General features: G+C 73.6%; 17 protein-coding genes. 5 read left to right on the top strand and 12 right to left on the bottom strand.

The window, feature by feature from the left end:
• Positions 1-27 precede the first annotated feature (27 nt).
• The 3 genes from AC5L30_RS31725 to AC5L30_RS31715 are packed head-to-tail and all read right to left on the bottom strand — an operon-like array spanning position 28 to position 5,430.
• Complete coding sequence (locus AC5L30_RS31725) at positions 28-1,653, bottom strand: hypothetical protein (RefSeq protein WP_494871846.1); 1,626 nt, start codon at positions 1,651-1,653, stop codon at positions 28-30.
• Positions 1,646-4,666: a bifunctional [glutamine synthetase] adenylyltransferase/[glutamine synthetase]-adenylyl-L-tyrosine phosphorylase gene (locus tag AC5L30_RS31720; RefSeq protein ID WP_494871844.1), complete on the bottom strand. Its 3,021-nt coding sequence runs from the start codon at positions 4,664-4,666 to the stop codon at positions 1,646-1,648. The genes AC5L30_RS31725 and AC5L30_RS31720 overlap by 8 nt, the downstream gene beginning before the upstream one ends.
• Positions 4,663-5,430, bottom strand: coding sequence for a type 1 glutamine amidotransferase (locus tag AC5L30_RS31715; RefSeq protein WP_494871842.1), 768 nt, complete (start codon positions 5,428-5,430; stop codon positions 4,663-4,665). The genes AC5L30_RS31720 and AC5L30_RS31715 overlap by 4 nt, the downstream gene beginning before the upstream one ends.
• 114 nt (positions 5,431-5,544) lie before the next feature.
• On the opposite strand from AC5L30_RS31715, the gene AC5L30_RS31710 reads away from it, so the two are divergent.
• Positions 5,545-6,480, top strand: coding sequence for a S66 peptidase family protein (locus AC5L30_RS31710; RefSeq protein ID WP_494871841.1), 936 nt, complete (start codon positions 5,545-5,547; stop codon positions 6,478-6,480).
• 160 nt (positions 6,481-6,640) lie between these two features.
• On the opposite strand, the gene AC5L30_RS31705 is transcribed toward AC5L30_RS31710, so the two are convergent.
• Positions 6,641-7,543, bottom strand: a complete 903-nt coding sequence (locus AC5L30_RS31705) for a Vgb family protein (RefSeq protein WP_494871839.1) — start codon at positions 7,541-7,543, stop codon at positions 6,641-6,643.
• Positions 7,544-7,728: 185 nt separating this feature from the next.
• Here AC5L30_RS31705 and AC5L30_RS31700 point away from each other — a divergent pair, with 185 nt between their 5' ends.
• A complete protein-coding gene (locus tag AC5L30_RS31700) occupies positions 7,729-8,211 on the top strand; it encodes a hypothetical protein (RefSeq protein ID WP_494871865.1) in 483 nt (160 codons plus the stop codon).
• A 215-nt stretch (positions 8,212-8,426) separates the two neighbouring features.
• Here the strand turns inward: AC5L30_RS31700 and AC5L30_RS31695 are convergent, their stop codons facing one another.
• The 4 genes from AC5L30_RS31695 to glnA all read right to left on the bottom strand — a co-directional run bounded on the left by AC5L30_RS31695 (position 8,427) and on the right by glnA (position 11,581).
• Positions 8,427-8,804 carry a VOC family protein gene (locus AC5L30_RS31695; RefSeq protein WP_494871837.1) on the bottom strand — a complete coding sequence of 126 codons (378 nt, stop codon included), beginning with the start codon at positions 8,802-8,804 and terminating at the stop codon, positions 8,427-8,429.
• A 150-nt stretch (positions 8,805-8,954) separates the two neighbouring features.
• Complete coding sequence (locus AC5L30_RS31690; protein WP_494871836.1) at positions 8,955-9,647, bottom strand: helix-turn-helix transcriptional regulator; 693 nt, start codon at positions 9,645-9,647, stop codon at positions 8,955-8,957.
• A gap of 69 nt (positions 9,648-9,716) precedes the next feature.
• Positions 9,717-10,142, bottom strand: coding sequence for a DUF350 domain-containing protein (locus AC5L30_RS31685; RefSeq protein ID WP_494871834.1), 426 nt, complete (start codon positions 10,140-10,142; stop codon positions 9,717-9,719).
• Between the two features lie 89 nt (positions 10,143-10,231).
• On the bottom strand, positions 10,232-11,581 hold the full coding sequence (gene glnA, locus AC5L30_RS31680) for a type I glutamate--ammonia ligase (protein ID WP_091409557.1): 1,350 nt from the start codon (positions 11,579-11,581) through the stop codon (positions 10,232-10,234).
• Between the two features lie 284 nt (positions 11,582-11,865).
• Here glnA and AC5L30_RS31675 point away from each other — a divergent pair, with 284 nt between their 5' ends.
• Both AC5L30_RS31675 and panB read left to right on the top strand, forming a co-directional pair.
• Complete coding sequence (locus AC5L30_RS31675) at positions 11,866-13,623, top strand: NAD+ synthase (protein WP_494871832.1); 1,758 nt, start codon at positions 11,866-11,868, stop codon at positions 13,621-13,623.
• Between the two features lie 219 nt (positions 13,624-13,842).
• Entirely contained in the window at positions 13,843-14,688 is an 846-nt protein-coding gene (gene panB, locus AC5L30_RS31670) for a 3-methyl-2-oxobutanoate hydroxymethyltransferase (protein ID WP_494871830.1), read from the top strand.
• Between the two features lie 102 nt (positions 14,689-14,790).
• On the opposite strand, the gene npdG is transcribed toward panB, so the two are convergent.
• The 4 genes from npdG to AC5L30_RS31650 all read right to left on the bottom strand — a co-directional run bounded on the left by npdG (position 14,791) and on the right by AC5L30_RS31650 (position 18,223).
• On the bottom strand, positions 14,791-15,489 hold the full coding sequence (gene npdG, locus AC5L30_RS31665; protein WP_494871829.1) for an NADPH-dependent F420 reductase: 699 nt from the start codon (positions 15,487-15,489) through the stop codon (positions 14,791-14,793).
• Positions 15,490-15,600: 111 nt separating this feature from the next.
• Entirely contained in the window at positions 15,601-17,031 is a 1,431-nt protein-coding gene (locus AC5L30_RS31660) for an RNB domain-containing ribonuclease (protein ID WP_494871828.1), read from the bottom strand.
• 80 nt (positions 17,032-17,111) lie between these two features.
• Positions 17,112-17,936: a histone gene (locus AC5L30_RS31655; protein WP_494871827.1), complete on the bottom strand. Its 825-nt coding sequence runs from the start codon at positions 17,934-17,936 to the stop codon at positions 17,112-17,114.
• 83 nt (positions 17,937-18,019) lie between these two features.
• A complete protein-coding gene (locus AC5L30_RS31650) occupies positions 18,020-18,223 on the bottom strand; it encodes a hypothetical protein (RefSeq protein WP_109820768.1) in 204 nt (67 codons plus the stop codon).
• Positions 18,224-18,398: 175 nt separating this feature from the next.
• Between AC5L30_RS31650 and AC5L30_RS31645 the strand changes: the two genes are divergently transcribed.
• Positions 18,399-18,896, top strand: a complete 498-nt coding sequence (locus tag AC5L30_RS31645) for an NUDIX hydrolase (RefSeq protein WP_494871826.1) — start codon at positions 18,399-18,401, stop codon at positions 18,894-18,896.
• Positions 18,897-18,932 lie beyond the last annotated feature (36 nt).

Raw genomic sequence — 18,932 nt, 5'->3', positions numbered from 1 at the left:
GGGTGCCGACGGCAGGCACCCGGACGGTCAGCAGTGGCGCGCCGGCGCCAGCCCGCTGGAGACCGTGTAGTCGCCGGCGGTGCGGACCCGCACCTCGGTCCACCCGTCCGCGTCCGGTCGCAGGCAGCCGTCCGGGCCGTTCAACGTGAGCCAGCGCGACCAGCGCACCCGGACCGGCACGTCCCCGGGCGTGGCGGTCAGCCGGACCGCTCCTCGGTCGGCGGCGACGAGTTGACCCGGGGCACCGACCAGCGGGGTGGGATCGACCACGGCGTACATCCGCCAGGTGGAGTCTCGCCAGACCTCCCGCAGGTACGGCAGGCCGGCGCGGATCAGCGCGGCCTCGTCGCGGCCCCACCGGTCGGCGGGTGCGTCGGGGGCGAGCACCACGTAGCTCACCGCCTCGTGCCGTAACCACTGCTCGTACGTCTGCGCGTTCAGGCTGCCGTCGTAGAACAGCGCGTTGCGGTCGCTGTCGACCTGGCGTTCCCACCCACGCGCCAGTGGCACGGTCGGCGGCAGGTACGCCGACTCCCAGTGATCGCGCAGCGGCACCACCTCGATTCGCCCGGCCGGCTGCCGCCGGTCGAGTTCGGCGACGAGCGGTTGGTAGAAGCTCGCGGCGCTCTCCGGGGCGCCGGCCCGGGTCACGTCGCTCATCATCACCGGCGACTGCCACCACACGGTCGCGGCGAGCAGCCCGGCCAGCCACGGCCCCGGCAACGCGGCGTACCCGGCCAGCACGGGCAGCGCGAACAGCATCGGCAGCCGTAGCGCGTTGGACCCGATCGGGCTGGGCAGGTAGTACGCCCCGACCAGGAGCAGCACGGTGAGCGCCGCGCCGACGCGCAAGACCCGGCGGCGACGCGGCAGCACGACCGCCACCAGCACCGCGAGCGCGACGTTGATGCGCATCGACTCGGCCGAGTACGGCTGGGTGCCGCCGTTGCCGAAGACGAACGCGATCGGGGCGAGCGTGACGGCGGGCGCCACGGCCAGGACGAACCCCTCGGCCAGTGGTCGCTCGGCCCGCCAGCCTCCGGGCAGCGGTCGACCCGGCCCGTCGCCGGTACGCAGGGCGGCCAGCAGCAACGCCGCACCGGCCAGCCCGGTGAACAGGCCGGCGACCGGGCTCGCCGCCGTCGCCAGGGCGGCGCAGCCGGCGGCGAGCGTCAACCGGGCCCAGCGCGGTGGGCGTTCCGCGCTGACCGCGCAGAGCGCCAGCAACCCGAACGCCAACCCGACCGCGAACGTGATCCGACCACTCGCCAGGTTGCCGACCAGCACCACAGCGCCGAGGACGCCGGCCAGCAGCGGCCGGCGGGCCCGGTTGCGGGTGAACAGCCAACCCAGCGCGGCAGCGCCGACCACCGCGGCGACCGCGCCCAGCGGACGCACCCCGATCAGCGCGCCCAACCGGGCGGTGAAGAGGCTGTAGCCGTACTGGTTGACGCCGCCGTACCAGCCGAAGTCGACCGGCGCAGCCCCGTACCGCTCGGTGAACCCGGCACGGGCCACCTGGGCGGCGAGGTCGGTGCCCATCGGCGGCGCGACGAGGAACGCGACGGCGAGCACCACGGCGACCGCCGCCGCGACCGCCCACCCGGTGCCCGCGGCGCGCCACCCGGTTGGGCGCGGCGACGCGTCAGGCATCGAGGACCCGTTCGGCCGCGGCGCGGGAGCGGCGGCCGGTGCGCAGGTACTCGTCGAGGAACTCCCCCGGGTCGTCTCGGCCGAGCAGTCGGGCCACTCCGGCCAACTCCACCCCGTGCCGGGGCAGTTGGTCGCCGGCCCGGCCCCGGACCAGCATCAACGCGTTGCGGACCTGCGCGGCCAGGGCCCAACCGGCGGCCATCTCCGCGGCGTCCGCCGGGTCGATCAGGCCGGCCCGCTCGGCCGCCGCGAGGGCGTCGAGGGTACGCGTGCCGCGCAGCGCCGGGATCGCGCCGGCGTGCCGGAGCTGGACGAGTTGCACCGCCCACTCCACGTCGGCCAGCCCGCCGCGCCCCAGCTTGGTGTGGGTTGCCGGGTCGGCGCCCCGCGGCAGCCGTTCGGTCTCCACCCGGGCCTTGATCCGCCGGATCTCGACGACCTGCTCGCGGGTCAGCCCGTCGGCCGGGTAGCGCACCGGCTCGATCATCGCCTCGAACTCGGCGCCCAGGTCGGCGTCGCCGCAGACGAACCGGGCGCGCAGCAGCGCCTGCGCCTCCCACACCCGCGACCAGCGGACGTAGTACTGCGCGTACGCGGCGAGGCTGCGCACCAGCGGGCCCTGGCGGCCCTCCGGCCGCAGGTCGGCGTCGACGCCCAGCGGCGGGTCGGGGGCGGGTACGCCGAGCAGTCGGCGCAGCTCCTCGGCGACGGCGTGCGCGGCGGCGCTGGCGGCGCTCTCGCTGGTGCCCGGCGGCGGGTCGTAGACGAAGAGCACGTCGGCGTCGGAGAGGTAGTTCGACTCGTACCCGCCGAGCCGGCCCATGCCGATCACCGCGAACCGCAGCCCGGCTGGTGCCGGTTGGCTGGCCTGAGCGGCCCGCAGTGCGGCGGCCAGGGTGGCGTCGGTGACGTCGGCGAGCGCCGTACCGACCGCGGTGATGTCGGACAGCCCGGGGGCCGGCCGGTTCGCGCCGTCCGGCCGGGTGGGGCTGGGTGCGAGCGCGCCCGCCCGGCAGAGCACGTCGGCGCAGGCCACCCGGACCAGCTCCCGACGTCGCAGCGCGCGCACCGCGCTGGTGGCCTCGACCGGGTCGGTGTGCCGGGCCGCCGCCGCCAGGAACCCCTCCCGCAGCACCTCGGGCGCGCGTGGCGCCAGCTCGTTCTCCTCGGCCAGCAGCCGCAGCGCCTCCGGGTCGCGGGCGAGCAGGTCGGCGACGTACCGGGACAGGGCGAGGACCCGGGCCAACCGGCGGGCGACCGGGCCGCCGTCGCGCAGCAGCCGCAGATACCAGGGGGTGCTGCCCAGCTTGTCGGAGACCTTGCGGTAGTTGAGCAGCCCCCGGTCCGGCTCCGGCGCGTCGGCGAACTCGCTGAGCAGCACCGGCAGCAAGGTGCGCTGGATGGCCGCCGTGCGGCTCACCCCGCCGGTGAGCGCCTGGAGGTGGCGCAACGCACCGGCCGGGTCGGCGAAGCCGAGGATCTCCAGGCGGTTCCGGGCCGCCTCCGGGGTGAGCCGCAACCCGTCGGCCGGTACCCGGGCCACCGACTCCAGCAGCGGCCGGTAGAGCAGTTTGGCGTGCAGTCGGCGTACCTCGGTGGCGTGGGTGACCCACTCGGCCCGGAAGCTCTCCACGGCGCTGCGCCCTGGCGCGGCCGTGAAACCCAGCGCGGCGGCGAGCCAGCGCAGCGCGCCCGGCTCGGCGGGCACGGTGTGCGTACGACGCAGGCCCTGGAGTTGCAGCCGGTGCTCGACGCTGCGCAGGAAGCGGTAGCCGCGCAGCAGGGCCTCGCCGTCGGCCCGCCCGACATAGCCGCCGGCGACGAGCGCGCGCAACGCCGGGATGGTGCCGGGCGGGCGCAGCGTCTCGTCGCCGCGACCGTGCACGAGTTGCAGCAACTGGACGGCGAACTCGATGTCGCGCAGTCCGCCGGGGCCGCGCTTGATCTCGCGCTCAAGCTCCTTCGGCGGGATGTGGTCGATGATCCGGCGGCGCATGGCGCGGACGTCCTCGACCGCCTCGGGCCGTTCGGCCGCCCGCCAGACCAGCGGCGCGAGCTGGTCGATCCACTCCTGGGCCAGCGGCAGGTCACCGGCGGCCGGGCGGGCCTTGAGCAGCGCCTGGAACTCCCAGGTGCGCGCCCACCGCCGGTAGTAGGCCAGGTGGCTGGCGAGGGTCCGCACCAGCGGGCCCCGGCTGCCCTCGGGGCGCAGCGCGGCGTCCACCGGCCAGGCGACCAGCCCGCAGATGTAGATCAACCGAGTCGCCACCAGGGTCGCGGCGGACAGGTCGGCGTCCTCGGCGGCGACGAAGATGACGTCCACGTCGGAGACGTAGTTCAGCTCGCCGCCGCCGCACTTGCCCATCGCCACGACCGCGAGCCGGGGCCGCTCGGTCCCCTCCGCCAGCTCGGCGACCGCGATCTCGTACGCCGTGGAAAGCGTCGCGTCGGCCAGCGCGGAGAGCGCGGCCATCGTCTGCTCCAGGCCGCGACCGCCGGTCAGGTCGGCCGCCGCGATCCGCAACAACGCCAGGCGGTACGCGGTCCGCAGCGCCGCCACCGGGTTACCGCCGCCGGTCGGCTCCAGCCGCCCCTCCGCGATCGGGGCGAGCCCGTCCGAGGCGGTCCGCAGCGCCTGGTAGTGCTCGGGGTGGGCCACCAGGTGGTCGCCGAGCGCCGACGACGCGCCGAGCACCGCGATCAGCCGCCGCCGCAGCCCGGGGTCGTTGTGCAGGTCCGCGAGCAGCGGCGATGCGGCGGTGCCCTCGGTGGCGCGGCCTTCGGCTTCCACGATGCGGTGCAGCTGGCGCAGCGCCAGGTCCGGGTCGGCGGCCCGGGACAGCGCGGCGAGCAGCTCCGCGGCGGCCTCGTCGACCGGCTCCTGCTCGGCCGGCCGCCACAGCCGCAGCCCCTCCGAGCCGAGCAGGTCCGCGGCGCGCGCGCCGCCGTCGCCTTCGGCGGTGCCGAAGCCGTACCGGGCGAGCCGGCCCGGCGCCCTGGTCGGCCGGCTCATTGCCCGAGCAGCGGCAGGCCGCGCCGCGTCGTGCTGTCGTCCAACTCGCCGAGGGCCAGCGCGGCGAACCGGGCGGCGAAGGGCTGCCAGACCTCCTCGACGTCGGGCAGCACCGAGGCGCAGGCCGCGACCACCAGCTCCGGGTCGTAGCCCAGCTCGGCGAGTTGGGCCGAGTCGGTGGCCCAGTCGGCGATCATCGCGGCGTCGCACTCGATGTGGAACTGCAACCCCCACGCCCGGTCACCGAGGCGGAACGCCTGATGCGGATAGCGGGTGGAGGCGGCCAGCAGGGTCGCGCCCCGAGGCAGCTCGGTGATCTCGTCGGCGTGCCACTGGAGCACGTCCGGGATCAACGGCACGTACCGGAACAACGGGTCGTTCTCGGCGGCGTCGCGCCGGCCGACCACGCCGGGGCCGATCTCCGGCCCGGACGGGCTGCGCTCCACCAACCCGGCGTGCGCGGTGGCGAGCAGCTGCGCGCCCAGGCAGACCGCCAGGGTCGGCACCCGGTACCGGACGGCCTTGCGCAGCAGGCCCTCCACGGCGGGAAACCAGGGTGCGCCGGGCGAGCCGTCCGGCAACGGGTACGCCTGCTGGTCGCCGCCGAGCACCACCAGCGCCGCGTACCCCTCCAGGTCGGCGGGGAGCTCGTCGCCGGCGTGCGGGCGCACCACCCACAGCTCCAGCCCAGCCTCGGTCAGCCACTCACCCAGCCGGCGCGCGTCGTCCGTCGGGTCGTTCTCGATCACCAGCGCGGTTGCCACCCGTCGAGGCTAGCCGGTACGCCGCATGGCACCACGCCCCGGCACGGGCCGCGCGGCCTCCCGCCGCCCGTGCCCGGGTCCCAGGCCACCGCCGGGTCGTTAGGCTCTGCGGTTGTGATCAGCGAGGACACCGCCGCCGTACGCCCGCCCGTGTTGCGCCCGGGTGACACGGTGCTGCTGGTGTCGCCGTCCGGGCCGACCTCGCCGGAGCGGGTGGCCCGGGGCATGGAGCTGCTCACCGGCTGGGGCCTGCGCCCGGTTCCGGCGCCAAACGCGTACGCCCGCCACGGCTACCTGGCCGGCACCGACGACCTGCGTGCCGCCGACCTGAACGCCGCCTTCGCCGACCCTCAGGTGCGCGGGGTGATCTGCACCCGTGGCGGCTACGGCGCCCAACGGATCGTGGACGCCATCGACATGGCCGCCGTCCGCCGCGATCCGAAGGTGGTGGCCGGCTTCTCGGACATCACCGCGTTGCAGTTCGCGCTGTGGCGGGGCGCCCGCCTGGCCGGGGTGCACGGCCCCGGGGCGGCCTGGCGTGACGAGCGGACGCCGCTGCGCTCCGCCGAGTCCCTGCACGCGGCGCTGATGACGACCGAACCGGTGTCGATCACCGCGGTCCCCACCGAGGAGACCTTCGGCGTACGGGTTCCGGGTCGCGCCACCGGCACCCTGCTCGGCGGCAACCTGTGCATGATCGCCGCGTCGATCGGCACCCCCGACCTGCCCGACCTGACCGGTGCGGTGCTGTTGATCGAGGACGTGCAGGAGCCCCCGTACAAGGTCGACCGGATGCTCACCCACCTGCGCCGGGCCGGCGTGCTGGACGGACTGGCCGGGGTGGCGGTCGGGCAGTTCACCGACTGCGGCGACGGCTGGGACACCACGATCGTCGACGTACTCACCGAACGCCTCGGCGACCTGGGCGTACCGGTGCTCGGCGGCCTCCCCATCGGCCACGGCCCCAACCAACTGACCGTCCCCATCGGCACGACCGCCACCCTCGACACCACCACCGCCACCCTCACCGCAACCCCCGCAGTCCACTAACCCCGCCCCTCCCCTCCCTCCCCCCGCCCCCCGACCCTCCCGGCCCCGCCCCCGTGATCAAGAGGTTTGCGTCATGTTCGGAGCGGATCCTGACGCAAACCTCTTGATCAAGCGGGGCAGCGGCTGAGGAATGGGCGGGTCACCCGGGGCGAGCGGGGAGTCAGGCGGGGGTGGGCGGGATGGTGGGTGGGGTCAGGTGGGCTATTGCGCCGATCTCCAGGGCGGCCCAGATGCCGGTGGGGGTGCGGGTGATGCCGTGCGGTTCGGCGTTGGGGGTGGGTAGGGCGTAGCCCTCGATTTGTCCGGTGGGATCGATGTGGCCGATTCGGTTGGCACCCCACTCGGTGAACCACGCGCCGCCGTCCGGGTCGGCCACGATCGCGTGCGGACGGGCCGCCCGGTCCGGCAGCGGGAACTCGACGATCTCGCCATCCGGGTCGATCCGACCGAGCTGACCGGCCGCGATCTCCACGAACCAGATGACGCCGTCGTCGCCGAGGGCGATGCCGACCGGGCCCGCCTTCGCGGTGGGCAACGGATACAGCGTGACCCGGCCGTCGAGGTCGATCCGGCCGATCGCGTTCGCCTGGTTGAGGGTGAACCAGAGAGCCTGGTCGGCGCCAGCAGTGATCATCGAGGCGAACCCGCCGGTCACCGGCAGCGGAAATGCGCGGTGGGTGCCGTCGGTCTCCACCCGGCCGATCGTGTCGGAGGTCATCCCGGCGTACCAGAGCGCTCCATCGGGCCCCGCCGCGATGCCGCCCGGCCCGGTGCCGGCCGGCAGGGCGATGGCGCGCTGCTCGCCGTCGACGGTGATCCGCCCGATCCGGTCGTCTCCCGAGCGGGTGAACCAGAGCGCACCGTCCGGCCCGGCCGTGATGATCAACGGGCGACCGCCGGCCGGCTCCAGCGGGTAGGTGCGGACCGCACCGTCCGGCGACAACCGGGCGATTCCGCCGGCATGGGCCAGCGTCAGCCACAGCGCGCCGTCCGGGCCAGGCGTGATGGCGTACGGCCCAGCGTCCGCCTCGACGAGGGGGATCTCCCGAATCTCGACGGTCATTCCGCGGTGTCCTTCCGTCGGTGGATCACCCACCCTGACCGCTCGGCCGGCGACGACACAACCGATTTCAGCCACCGCCGGCCAGGATTGTCAGCTCGCTGACAGGGTCGCCACGGCTTCCGCCCAGACAGCCCGGTCACTGTCGGTGACGACAGCGCAGGATGACCGAACCTCTGGAGGAGAGCATGTCCCGCACCATCCGTAGGAAGCACCTGCTGGCCGGCCTGGCCACCGCCGGCGTCCTCGGCGTCGGGATCGCGGCCCCGACGATCGCGTTCGCCGCCGACACTGCGATGCCGACACCGAGCGCCAGCACCACCGCGGCTCCCGACGCGGCTCCGGGTACGGCTCCCGGCGCGAAGGCCGACCGGCAGGGCGAGTTCGCCGAGGCGCTCGCCAAGGAGCTCGGCGTGCCCACCGACAAGGTGACCGCCGCACTGGAGAAGATCCGCGAGCAGCACCGGCCGACCGACCGACCGCAGCGCCCGTCTGCGGAGGACCGGCAGGCCGCGCTCAAGCAGCGCCTGGACCAGGCGGTCAAGGACGGCAAGCTCACCCAGGAGCAGGCCGACGCCATCACCAAGGCCGTCGAGGCCGGCGTCTTCCCGGGTCCGGGTGGCCACCGCGGCCCCGGCGGCCACCACGGCGCTGGTACGCCCGGCAAGTAGTCCGGCGGGTCCGGCCCCGACAGGCACTGGCAGGCCGGAGCCAGCTCGGTACGCCCCGTCGGCCCCGGTCCGCCCTCGATACGCCCCTGCCGGCCCTGGTCCGCCCCGTCGGGCCGGGGCCGGCTCGGCTCTGTCGCAGCTTGATCGACTCGGTTTCCAGGAAGTCGCGGCATCCCGCGCACTCGAACACCGCGACATCATGAAAACCGAGTCGATCACTGAGGTGGGGGCGCGAACACGCCCAGGTGGTTGCCCGCCGGGTCGAGTAGGTGGGCCAACGTGAGACCACTCGGTGCGGTACGCGCTGGCACCAGCACCCGGCCGCCGGCCGCTTCGGCGCGTCGGCAGGTCTCCGCCACGTCGGCGACTTCGGCGTAGAACACCGCGTAGTTCGGCGACGTCCCGTCGGTCGCCCGGATGGCCCCGCCGATCCCGGTGTCGCCACCGGCCCCGGTAACGCGGTAGGACCCGCCGTTGGTCGAGCCCTGCTCCTCGAAGGTCCAGCCGAACAGCTCTCCGTAGAACCGCTCCGCGTCCTCGGGCCGGTCGGTGCCGATCTCGAACCAGGTGATGGGCGTGGTGGACCTGGACATCTGCTGCCTCCAGAACTTCCGTGCCGGCCGTTCGGCCGTCGTCTGGAGCAGTCTCGGGGCCGTTGGCGACAGCGTCCTGTCGGTGTTTCCGGATCACCCGGCGGGGTTTTTAGCGGCCAGGCCCACCGGGCCCGCCGCGCTGCGCCCGTTTCAGACCAGGCTCAGCGGGCGAACCCGTTCGTGCGGGATGTCGAGATCCGTCGGGCGGAACTCCCGGAGCACCACGTCGGGCAGCGCCCAGACGCTCCGGATCCGGTCGGTGCGGAAGCACCGCAACTCGTCGCGCAGACGGCACCAGGCCACCAGGTACCAGTGTCGGGAGTTGCCCAGGTAGCCGAGCGGCTCGACGTCACGGGTCGAGTCGGCGCCGGCGCGGTCGGCGTACCGGATGCGCAGCACCCGCCGCGCGGCGACCGCGTCGGCGACGGTGGCCGGGACGGGCGTGGTCGGCCCGTCGCCGATCAGGTGCACCCGGCCGGCGAGTCGGTGTGCCTCGGCGGCGTCGGCGGCCGGCAGCACCGCCACCAGCTTGCGCAGCGCGGTGGCGGCCGGCCCGGCGAACGGCGAGCCGGCGAGCCGGTGCAGCGCCACGGCCATCGCCACCGCCTCGGCGGCGGTCAGGTTGACCGGCGGCAGGGTGCGGGCGCGGTCCAGGACGTAGCCACCGGTGCGCCCGGGCTCGGCCCAGATCGGCACCCCGGCCTCCTGCAACGCGCCGAGGTCCCGTTCGATGGTCCGGCTGCTCACCTCGAAGCGCGCGGCCAGCCAGCGGGCGCTGCGCGGCCGTGGTGACACCGCCCGCAGCTCCTCGACCAGCGCATAGAGGCGATCCGTGCGGTTCATGCCCGGCACGCTACGACCGGGGTACGACGCCCACCGGCGGCCGCCCGCACGGCGGCGTGGGCAGCCGCCTCAGGCGATGCAGGCGCAGACGATCAGCGCGGCCCCGAAATGGGTGGCGGCGCTGACCCGGGCGGCCGGGTGCGGCTCGGGCGAGCAGATGACCTCGCCGAGCTTGCCCGGGGTGAGCAGGTCCAGCACCACGAAGGCCAATGCCATGATCACCAACCCGACCAGCCCGAAGACCACGGTGGAGGCGAGCCCCTTGCCGAAGTCGCTGTAGCTGGTCAGGATCGCGGTGAAGACGATCCCGGCGATGCCGAGCTGGTTGGCGGCGAGCAGCAACCCCGCGTTGGCGTTGCGCTCGACCCAGATCAGGTCTCGCAGCCGGCCCGGGGTGAGCAGGTCGACGAGCCCGAAGCCGGCGGCCATGAGGCCGACGCCGACGATCCCGAACACGACGCTCTGCCAGGCACCGCTGAACAGATCCTCCAGCACCGACTTGCCTCCCGACTCTCCGCCCGGAGGGGTACCGGCGCGGTGATCGAGACGATAGCGGCAGCGCGCAACGGCGTCAGCCCCCGCGTCTACAGGGCCAGGTAGCGCTGCCGCTCGTACGGAGTGACCTCGCGGCGGTACTGCTCCCACTCGGCCCGCTTGTTGCGCAGGAAGAAGTCGAAGACGTGCTCGCCGAGCACCTCCGCGACCAGCTCGGAGCCGGCCATCACGTCGATCGCCTCGGCGAGGTTCTCCGGCAGCGCCTCGTAACCCATGGCGCGCCGCTCCGCGCTGGTCAGCGACCAGACGTCGTCCTCGGCGCCCGGCGGCAGCTCGTACCCCTCCTCGATGCCCTTGAGGCCGGCGCCGAGCAGCACCGCGAAGGCGAGGTACGGGTTGGCCGCCGAGTCCAGTGAGCGGACCTCGACCCGGGCCGAGTTGGGCTTGCCGTACGCGGGCACCCGGACCAGCGCGGACCGGTTGAGGTGACCCCAGCAGACGTACGCCGGGCTCTCGGTGATCCGGTCGGGCAGGTGCTGCGGGAAGAGCCGCTTGTACGAGTTGACCCACTGGTTGGTGACCGCCGTGTACTCCCGGGCGTGCACCAGCAGACCGGCGATGAAGGACTTCGCCACCTTGGACAGCTTCATCGGGTCGCCGCTGTCGTGGAAGGCGTTGCGCTCCCCCTCGAACAGCGACAGGTGGGTGTGCATCCCGCTGCCCGGCTGGTCGGTGAACGGCTTCGGCATGAAGCTGGCCTGCACACCGGTGGAGAGTGCGACCTCCTTGACCACGTGCCGGAAGGTCATGATGTTGTCGGCGGTGGTCAGCGCGTCGGCGTAGCGCAGGTCGATCTCCTGCTGGCCGGGCGCGACCTCGTGGTGGCTGAACTCCACCGAGATGCCGATCCGTTCCAGCGCCAGCACGCCCTGGCGGCGGAAGTCCCGTGCCACGGCGTGGGTGGTGTGCTCGAAGTAGCCGCCGGTGTCGACCGGGGTGGGCACCGAGCCGTCCTGCGGACCGTTCTCCAGCAGGAAGAACTCGATCTCGGGGTGGGTGTAGAAGGTGAAGCCCTTCTCGGCTGCCTTGGACAGCGCGCGGCGCAGCACGTGCCGGGGGTCGGCCCAGGACGGGCCGCCGTCGGGCAGCAGGATGTCGCAGAACATCCGGGCGCTCTCGCCGCTGACCCCGCCCTCGAAGGGGAAGACCTGGAAGGTGGTGGGGTCGGGCATGGCCACCATGTCCGATTCGAAGACCCGGGCGAAACCTTCGATCGCCGAGCCGTCGAAGCCGATGCCTTCCTCGAAGGCCGCCTCCAGTTCGGCGGGCGCCACCGAAACGCTCTTGAGCGTGCCCAGAACGTCGGTGAACCACAGCCGGACGAACCGGATGTCCCGCTCTTCCAGCGTGCGGAGGACGAACTCCTGCTGACGGTCCACTTCCCCAACCCCTCGCGACACTCTTTTGTCCGCCTTGGCCGGGCTGCACCCGACCTGATCGCCCAGTGTTCCCGGGCCTGGTTACGCAGACGTTACGCGAACTGCCGCCGGCCGTCCCCTCGTGTCCCGCCCGGCGAGCGCGGGCCCCAGCCGTGTCGCCACGTCCGTCGCCGTGACGGCCGAGCTCCTGCCGCCGCGGCCTGGCGGGCGCCCGTCGCGGCAGGTGGCGGCAATCTCGTCCGAGGGTACGGATTGTCGCCCGGAGGCTGGGGCAAGATGAAGGCATGCCCACCCTGCGTCTCGCCCTGTCCCAGGTCAACCCGAGCGTCGGCGACCTCGCCGGAAACGCCGACCTGGTCCGCAGCTGGACTCGCCAGGCCGCCGATGCCGGTGCCCAGCTGGTGCTCTTCCCGGAAATGATGCTGACCGGGTACCCGGTCGAGGACCTGGTCTTCCGGCGTTCCTTCGTCGCCGCGTCCCGGGCCGCCGTGGAGCGGCTGGCCGCCGACCTGGCCGCCGACGGTCTCGGCGAGTTGCCGGTCGTGGTCGGCTACCTGGACGCCGACGGGCCTCCGCAGGTCAGCGGGGACGCCGAGCCGGGCCGGGGCGCCCGCAACGCCGCCGCGCTGCTGCACCGGGGCGTCGTGGCCGCCCGCTACTTCAAGCACCACCTGCCCAACTACGGGGTCTTCGACGAGGACCGGTACTTCGTCTCCGGTGACGAGCTGACCGTGGTGCGGATCGGCGGCGTGGATGTCGCGTTGACCATCTGCGAGGACCTGTGGCAGGCCGGCGGTCCGTTCGCCGCCGCCCGGCGGGGCGGTGTCGGCCTGGTCGTCAACATCAACGGCTCGCCGTACGAGCTGAACAAGGACGACATCCGGCTGCCGCTGGTCCGCCGTCGGGCTGCCGAGGCGGGCGCCGCCATCGCGTACGTCAACATGACCGGCGGCCAGGACGAGCTGGTCTTCGAGGGCGACTCGATGATCGTGAGCGCCGAGGGTGAGTTGCTCACCCGGGCCCCGCAGTTCGTCGAGCACCTGCTCGTGCACGACGTCGAGCTGCCGGCCGCCGCCACCGCGCCAACCACCGAGACGGTGGCGGACGGCATGCGGATCGTGCACAGCACCGTGGACGGCATTCCGCCCACGCCGTCCGGCCCGGCCGCCATCGGCGGGCTGATCGAGCCGGTGGCCGACGAGGCCGAGGTGTGGCAGGCGCTGGTGCTGGGTCTGCGCGACTACGTCAACAAGAACCGGTTCCCGTCGGTGGTGCTCGGTCTCTCCGGCGGCATCGACTCGGCGGTGGTGGCCGCGCTCGCCGTCGACGCGCTCGGGCCGGACCGGGTGGTCGGGGTGTCGCTGCCCAGCCAGCACTCCTCGGAGCACTCCCGGGAGGACGCCGCCGACCTGGCCAAGCGCACCGGCCTGGATTACCGCGTCGAGCCGATCCAGCCGATGGTCGACGGTTTCCTGGCCAACCTGTCACTGTCCGGCGTGGCCGTGGAGAACCTACAGGCCCGGGTCCGTGGCGTGATCCTGATGGCGCTGTCGAACCAAGAGGGCCACCTGGTGCTGACCACGGGCAACAAGAGTGAGCTGGCGGTCGGCTACTCCACCCTGTACGGCGACTCGGTGGGCGGCTTCAACCCGGTCAAGGACGTCTGGAAGACGCTGATCTGGCGGCTCGCGAAGTGGCGCAACAGGGACGCGGCCCGGCGCGGTGAGACCGCCCCGATCCCGGAGAACTCGATCGGCAAGCCGCCGAGCGCCGAGCTGAGCCCGGGCCAGCTCGACAGCGACAGCCTGCCCGACTACGACGTCCTGGACCCGATCCTGATCGGTTACGTCGACGGTGACCTCGGCCGCGACGGGCTGGTCGAGTCGGGTCACGACCCGGCGGTGGTGGACAAGGTGCTGCGGCTGGTGGATACCGCCGAGTACAAGCGACGGCAGTCGGCGCCGGGCACGAAGATCTCCATGAAGGCGTTCGGTCGGGACCGCCGGCTGCCGATCACCAACCGGTGGCGCGAGCACGGCTGAGCCGTACCCCTGGGGGTGCCGGGTCGGTGGCGCGGCCCGGCGCCGCCGCGCGGTGACCTCGCGGCGCGGTCCCGGGTGGCCTCGCGATGCCTGGCGCGGCGGCCCCGCGCTGGTGGAGTGACATCTTGCACTGGGCCCTGCCGTCACCCCGTCTCACGGTGCGACGATCGCGACGGAACCCGGGGACCGCGCAGGCGGCCTCGAGGAAGGGAGACAGAGATGGTGGAGTCCACTCCGCACGAGGTGACCGCGTTGTACGGCGGCCCGGCCACCCGGCGGGTCCGCACCCGCGACCTGATGGCCGCCAAGGAACGCGGCGAGCGGTGGCCGATGCTCACCTCGTACGACCAGTACACGGCGTCGATCTTCGACCAGGCCGGTGTGCCGGTGCTGCTGGTCGGCGACTCGGCCGCGAACAACGTGTTCGGCTACGAGACCACCCTGCCGATCACCGCCGACGAGCTGCTTCCGCTGGTACGGGCGGTGGTGCGGGCGACCCGGCAGGCGCTGATCGTCGGTGACCTGCCGTTCGGCTCGTACGAGGAGGGCCCGGCCCAGGCGCTGCGCACCGCCGTCCGGTTCATGAAGGAGGGTGGCTGTCACGCGGTGAAGCTGGAGGGTGGTCGCCGCAACGCCGCGCAGATCGCCGCGATCGTCGGCGCCGGCATTCCGGTGATGGCGCACATCGGTTTCACCCCGCAGAGCGAGCACACCCTGGGCGGCTACCGCGTGCAGGGTCGCGGCGACGCCGCCGACGAGGTGCTGGCCGACGCACGGGCGGTGGCCGAGGCGGGCGCGTTCGCGGTGGTGCTGGAGATGGTGCCCGGCGAGGTGGCCAAGCGGATCACCAACGAGCTACCGATCCCCACGGTGGGCATCGGCGCGGGCCCGGACACCGACGCGCAGGTGCTGGTCTGGCAGGACATGGCCGGGCTGCGGACCGGAAAGGCCCCCCGCTTCGTCAAGCGGTACGCGGATCTGGCCGGCGCCCTCACCGACGCCACCCGCCGTTTCGCCGACGAGGTCCGCGGCGGCGAGTTCCCCGCCGCCGAACACACCTTCTAGCGCCGGGCACGGCGTGATCCACTCGGGTTTGCCGACATCGCGGTGTCCCGGGCACCGGGACACCGCGATGTCATGGAACCGGAGTGGATCACGCCGCTCGGGTCAGAGGTCGGTGACCCGGATGCCGGCGTGCGCCTTGTAGCGCTTGTTGATGGCGATCAGGTTGGCGGTGAACGCCTCGATCTGGTGGGCGTTGCGCAACCGGCCGGCGTAGATGCCGCGCATTCCGGGAATCCGGGCGGCGAGCGCGCCGACGATGTCGACCAGCTCGCGGTCCTCGGTGCAGATCAGCACGTCCAGGTCGATCCGGTCGACCTCGGGGTCGGCCAACAGCGGAGCGCTGACGTGGTTGAACGCCGCGCAGACCCGGGAGTCGGGCAGCAACGCGGCGGCCTGCTGCACGGCGCTGCCCTCGGCGACGGTCAGCGCGTACGGGCCCTGCTTGTCGAAGCCGAGCGGGTTGACGCAGTCGACGACGATCCGACCGGCGAGCGGCTCGGCGAGGGCGGCGACGGTGGCGGCGTGCCCGTCCCACGGCACCGCGATGATCACCACGTCGCTGCGTCGGGCCACCTCGTCGTTGGCCGCACCGGTGACGCTCCCACCGGCCGGCACCCCGGGCAGGGCGGCGATCTCGGCCGCGGACTCGGCGGCCCGCTCAGCCGACCGGGATCCGATCAGCACCGTCTGGCCGGCCCGCGCGAACCGGTAGGCGAGGCCCCGCCCCTGGTCGCCGGTGCCGCCGATGATGCCGATCGTCAGCCCGGACACGTCGGGCAGCGTGCTCGCGTCGTATGCCATGGCCTCATCCTCGCAAACCGCTCGGTCCGGCAGCAGCGCCGAGCGCTGTGAGAATCCCCGCTGCCATGAGCGACCGCGCCGGCGCGGACCGGGCCAGCGCCGACGGCCCCGTCAGGCCAGCTCGAACAGGACGGTCCGGGCCACCGGGTCGGCGGTGACCAGCCGGACCCGGACCCGTTCGCCGAGCGGCAGTTGGCCGAGGCAGCGGGCGCGTACCGGCGGGGCGTCCAGCGCGACGGTGCCACCGGGTGGCCGGGGCCGGGACTTGCCGTTGGGCGGCGCGTCGACGTCGAGGACGGCCGCGTCGAAGGTCTCGCCCACCCGGTGCTCCAGCACCGCCGCCTCGGCCAGCTCGACGGCGCCACGAGCGGCCGCCGAGGCAACCCGGTCGGTGCTCGCCATCACCTCGGGCAGCCGCGGCAGCGCGGCGCGGGCCCAGTCGGGCACCGGCTGGCCCGTGTGCAGGGCCAGGCAGACTTCGGTGGCGTACCGGTCGGCCAGCCGCCGCAACGGCGCCGTCACGTGGGCGTACGCGGCCGCCACGCCACCATGTTCCGGCTGCTCCGGCAGCTCACCGTCGAAGGCGGTGTACGCGGCACCCCGCATCAGCTCGGCCGCCTGGTCGATGAACGCGGCGGCGCGCGGCTGGGCGGCGTCCAGACCGGCGATGACCTGCCCCGGGCCCACGTCGTCCGGCCAGTGCACGCCCAGCGGCGCGGCGGCGGCCCGCAGTCGCTGCACCGCCTCCGGCTTGGGTGCCGGCATCGTACGCAGCAGGCCCACCCGGCCGGCCAGCATGATGTCGGCGGCGGCCATCCCGGTCAGCAGGGAGATCTGCGCGTTGTGCTCCTCCATCGGCACCGGCGCGCGCAGCACCAGCTGCCAGCCCTCACCGTCGGGCTCCAGATCCTGCTCGGGCAGCGGCAGGTTGATGGCGCCGCGCCGCAACCCACGCGCGGTGAGCCGGTCGCCGATCTCCGGCAGCAGCGCGATCGGGTCGGGTAGCCGCCCGGCCCCGGCGGCCGCCTGCACCCCCGTGTAGTCGAGTTTGGCGCGACTGCGGACCAGGGCGCGTTCCAGCTCGACGGCCACGGTGGCGCCGTCGGCGTCCAGGTCGATGGTCCAGACCACCGCGGCCCGGTCGTCGTCGGGCAGCAGGCTGGCGGCACCCTCACTGAGGGTGCGCGGGTGCAGCGGCACGTTCCCGTCGGGCAGGTAGATGGTCTGCCCCCGCCGCCAGGTCTCCGCCTCCAACGCCCCACCCGGTGTGACGTGCGCGGCGACGTCGGCGATCGCGTACCGCACCCGGTAGCCCCCACCCGGGCGGCGGGCGAGGTGCATCGCCTGGTCCAGGTCCCGCGAGGTGGCGGGGTCGACCGTGACGAACGGTATGTCGGTGCGGTCGACGGGCGGCTGCGGCGGTGCCGCAGCCGCCTCGTCGGCTTCACGCTGGGCGTCGGCCGGGAACTCCTCGGGCAGGCCGAGTTCGCGGCGCAACGCGCCGAAGTCGATGCGGGGCGCGAGTACGCGTCGGATGACCACGGGTCAATCCTGACAGCGCCACGGGTGATCCGCTTCCGGTGACCGGCCGGAAATCCGACCGGCGAGGGGATGGCCCGCGCTCAGCCGGTCGCCTTGCGGGCGGCGCTGCGGGCCCCCCTCGGGGCGGTGGCTCGGGCGGCGACCGGGCGAGCCGGAGACTTGCGGGCGGTCACCTTGCGGGCCGGCGCCTTGGCCGCGACGGTCTTCTTCGCCGGGGCCTTCTTCGCCGCCGCCTTGCGGGCGGTGGTCGACGAGGTACCCGTCACCTTCGCGGCCGGGGCCTTCTTGGCCGGAGCCTTGCGCGCGCCGCCGCTGGGGCGGGTGGACGCGGTCTTCTTCGCCGGGGCCTTCTTGGCGGCGGCCTTCTTCGTCGCGGCCGTCTGCTTCGCCGCCGTCTGCTTGACGGCGGACGCCTTGGTCGCGGTCTTCCGCGCCGGTGCCGTGGTCGCGGCCTTCCGCGCCGGGGCCTTCGCCGCGGCGGTGGTCTTCTTCGCCGCCGCGGCGGTGGTCTTCTTGGCCGCGCTCACCGTCTTCTTCGCCGTACCGGTGGTCTTCTTCGCGGCGGCGGTGGTCTTGCGCGCGGTGGACGCCGGGGCCCGCTTGGCGGCGGTGGTGGTCTTGCGGGTGGTGGTCGAGACCTTCGCGGGGGCCTTCTTGGCCGCGGCGGTGGTCTTGGTCGTGGCCTTCTTCGCGGGGGCCTTCTTCGCCGCCGTGGTGGTCTTCTTGGCCGGGGCGCGGCCCGCCGCGCCGGCGGCCTTGCGAGCCGGTGCCTTCGCGGCACCCGTGGTGGACTTGCGCACGGGGGTGGTCCGGCTCGCCGCCGTGTTCCGCTCCGCCGCGGCGGTCTTCTTCGCGGTGGTGCGTCGGGCGGCCGGGCGCTTGGTGGCCTGCTGTGCTTCGGCCATCGTGGTTCCCTCCTCGGGGGACGTGCTCTCGCGTGCGTCCTCGCGGAGCACGAAATACCTCGGCGCGAGCCGTCCCGCGCCGCCTATCTGTCTTCCCCGGCCCAACGAGCGTCCTCGGCATCCCACGCCTCGTTCCGCTCCTGCACTCGTTGCAGGGCGTTCTCCGCGTCGGCCGCCGAGTCGTACGGGCCGAGAACGTGCTTCGCCGGACACACGTCGGCATCCGTCTCGACCCGGTGATGCCGGGTGCACCAGTAGAACTGCCCACCACGTCCGCTGTCGCTCATGGGAATCACTGTGCACCGCGAACCGGCCGGCCGCCACCGGATCGCACAAGTCGCCGACGATCTCCACAGTAGATATGCATTGCGTTCGTCGGGCCGGAATGGCGAAACGCGTGGGACTGGAAGACCAGAAGATGCGCAGGTGAGCCTCGCTGTAGGGCCCCTCTATGATCGCCGGATGGCGATACCGGACTACATCCTGGGGTTGCGCAAGCACGTCGGCCACGACCTGCTCTGGCTGCCGAGCGTCAGCGCGGTGGTCCGCAACGACGCCGGTGAGCTGCTGCTCGGCCAGCGCGCCGACGACGGGCGCTGGTCGGTGATCAGCGGTTTCGTCGAGCCGGGCGAGCAGCCGGCCACCGCGCTGGTCCGTGAGGTACGCGAGGAGACGGGCCTGGACGTCGCCCCGGTGCGGATGTCCAGCGCCGTGTCGCACCCGCACACGTACCCGAATGGGGACCGCTGCGAATACCTGAACCTGGGGTTCCTGTGCCGGCTGGTGGCCGGCACCGCCCGGGTCAACGACGACGAGTCGCTGGCCGTGCGGTGGTTCCCGCTGGACCGGCTGCCCGAGCTGGACAAGCATGCCCTGCTGGTCATCGCGTACGCGCTACGCGAGAACCAGTTGACCGGTTACCTGGAGCCGGGTACGACGTGGGACGACGTACCCGACTGAGGCGCGCGGGCCGCTGGGCCGCCAGCCACCACTCCC

Source organism: Micromonospora sp. BQ32 (genome assembly GCF_059358895.1).
The sequence above is the reverse complement of the archived record's forward strand: the minus strand, read 5'-3'. Positions and strand labels throughout refer to the sequence as shown.